Source organism: Pantoea sp. ANP04 (assembly GCF_041982285.1).
Lineage (GTDB): Bacteria > Pseudomonadota > Gammaproteobacteria > Enterobacterales > Enterobacteriaceae > Pantoea > Pantoea eucalypti.
This window is the reverse complement of sequence record NZ_JAUTYS010000185.1, coordinates 1-520: the sequence shown is the minus strand read 5'-3', so window position 1 is coordinate 520 and position 520 is coordinate 1. Positions and strand designations below refer to the sequence as shown.

The window sequence follows — 520 nt, the reverse complement described above, 5'->3', positions numbered from 1 at the left end:
TTACGGAGAATGAAAACGACACGTCGTTTCAATTTTCAGCTTGTTCCGGATTGTTAAAGAGCATAATACTTCGCAGCACACCGTTGCCGGTACGCTCTGAAGTATTCAGAAAAAACAGATAAACGGTATGGTGGAGCTAAGCGGGATCGAACCGCTGACCTCCTGCGTGCAAGGCAGGCGCTCTCCCAGCTGAGCTATAGCCCCATACAGTTACTGCAGAGACCACTACTACCACTCAACCGAGTACACTTCGTGAGAAATGCAATTCGTGCTCAGGCAAGGCATGTTTCCGCGAAGCATAGTGAACTATGCGAGCCGGAGACATAACGCAGCGTGAGTGCGAATTTGGTAGGCCTGAGTGGACTTGAACCACCGACCTCACCCTTATCAGGGGTGCGCTCTAACCACCTGAGCTACAAGCCTGTAGAGGTTTTTTCTGCTCGTTACTTTTTATCAGACAATCTGTGTGGACACTGCGCGGGAAGGTATCTTCAGGTAAGGAGGTGATCCAACCGCAGGT

2 tRNA genes are annotated in these 520 nt (G+C 50.4%); both read right to left on the bottom strand.

Annotated features, from left to right (window positions below):
• Positions 1–128: 128 nt before the first annotated feature.
• Positions 129–204, bottom strand: a tRNA-Ala gene (locus Q7C21_RS23010).
• A gap of 142 nt (positions 205–346) precedes the next feature.
• Positions 347–423 (bottom strand) — tRNA-Ile (locus tag Q7C21_RS23005).
• Positions 424–520: the final 97 nt, after the last annotated feature.